Annotated in this window: 1 protein-coding gene; it reads left to right on the plus strand. The window is 71.3% G+C overall.

The features are described 5' to 3' along the window. Positions 1-1,931, plus strand: a 1,931-nt coding sequence (gene dxs, locus HLH48_RS22705; protein WP_246387739.1) for a 1-deoxy-D-xylulose-5-phosphate synthase, incomplete at both ends; no start/stop codon positions are given.

Consider the following 1,931-nt stretch of genomic DNA (forward strand, 5'->3'; position numbering starts at 1 on the left):
ACGAAGGGCCGCTTTCCGCTTCTGGACCGTGTGACGTCGCCGCGCGACCTGCGCAACCTGTCGGTGGAGCAGTTGCGCCAGTTGGCCGAGGAATTGCGGGCCGAGACGGTGGACGCGGTCTCGACGACCGGCGGGCACCTGGGCGCGTCGCTGGGCGTGGTGGAACTGACGGTGGCGCTGCACGCGGTGTTCGACACGCCCGACGACCGGATCATCTGGGATGTCGGCCACCAGGCCTACCCGCACAAGATCCTGACCGGCCGGCGCGAGGGCATCCGCACGCTGCGCCAGCCCGGCGGCCTGTCGGGCTTCACCCGCCGCAGCGAGAGCGCATACGACCCGTTCGGCGCCGCCCATTCCTCCACCTCGATCTCGGCCGGGCTGGGCATGGCGGTGGCGCATCACCTGCGCGCCGAGCATGACCCCGCCTACCGCGAGCGCAACGTGGTGGCGGTGATCGGCGACGGCTCGATCTCGGCCGGCATGGCCTACGAGGCGATGAACAACGCCTCGGTCGCCGGCCCCGGGGCCGGCCGGCTGATCGTGGTGCTGAACGACAACGAGATGTCGATCGCCCCCCCGGTCGGCGCCATGTCCAACTACCTGTCGCGGCTGATGTCGTCGCGCCAGTTCCTCGGCCTGCGCGACCTGGCCGGCAAGGTGGCCCGCCGCCTGCCCGAGCGGCTGGAACGCACCGCCAAGAAGGCCGACGAATATGCCCGCGGCATGATCACCGGCGGCACGCTGTTCGAGGAGCTGGGCTTCTATTATGTCGGCCCGGTCGACGGCCACGATCTCACCCAGCTGGTGCCGATCCTGCGCAACCTGCGCGACGCCGACGACAAGGGCCCGATCCTGCTGCACATCCTCACCGAGAAGGGGCGCGGCTACCGCCCGGCCGAATCGGCGGGCGACAAATACCACGCGGTGGCGAAGTTCAACGTCGTGACCGGCGAGCAGAGCAAGGCGCCCCCCGGCCCGCCCAGCTACACCTCGGTCTTCAGCCGCGAGCTGGTGCGCCGCGCGAGGCAGGACGACAGCATCGTCGCCATCACCGCCGCCATGCCGTCCGGCACCGGGCTCGACGCCTTCGCCCGCGCCTGGCCCGACCGCTTCTTCGATGTCGGCATCGCCGAGCAGCATGCCGTGACCTTCGCCGCCGGCATGGCCACCGAGGGGCTGCGCCCGTTCTGCGCCATCTATTCCACCTTCCTGCAACGCGCCTACGACCAGGTGATGCACGACGTGGTGTTGCAGAACCTGCCGGTGCGCTTCGCCATCGACCGCGCCGGCCTGGTCGGCGCCGACGGCGCCACCCATGCCGGCGCGTTCGACATCAACTATCTGGGCTGCCTGCCGGGCATGACCATCATGGCCCCCAGCGACGAGCTGGAACTGCTGCACATGACGGCCACCGCCTGCGCCTTCGACGAGGGCCCGATCGCGCTGCGCTATCCGCGCGGCAACGGGCTGGGCCTGGCCCTGCCCGAGGCAGGCAGCGTGCTGGAAATCGGCCGTGGCCGCATCGTCCGCGAAATGGGCCGCCAGTCCGGGCGCGAGCAGGGCGGCATCGCCATCCTCTCGCTGGGCACCCGCCTGGCCGAGGCGCTGAAGGCCGCCGACATGCTCGCCGCCCAGGGCCTCGCCCCCACCGTCGCCGACGCCCGCTTCGCCAAGCCCCTCGACACCGCGCTGATCGAAGCCCTGGCCCGCAACCACGCCGTGCTGGTCACCCTCGAGGAAGGCGCCGAGGGCGGGTTCGGCGCCTATGTCATGCACCATCTCGCCCGCACCGGCCTGCTCGACCGCGTCCGCTTCCGCCCCATGACGCTGCCCGACCGCTTCATCGACCACAACACCCAGGACGCCCAATACCACGAGGCCGGACTCGACGCCGCCGCCATCGCCGCCACCGCCCTGCACGCCCTGGG

The organism is Gluconacetobacter sacchari, from assembly GCF_014174255.1.
In the GTDB taxonomy this organism is placed as follows: Bacteria; Pseudomonadota; Alphaproteobacteria; order Acetobacterales; family Acetobacteraceae; genus Gluconacetobacter; species Gluconacetobacter sacchari.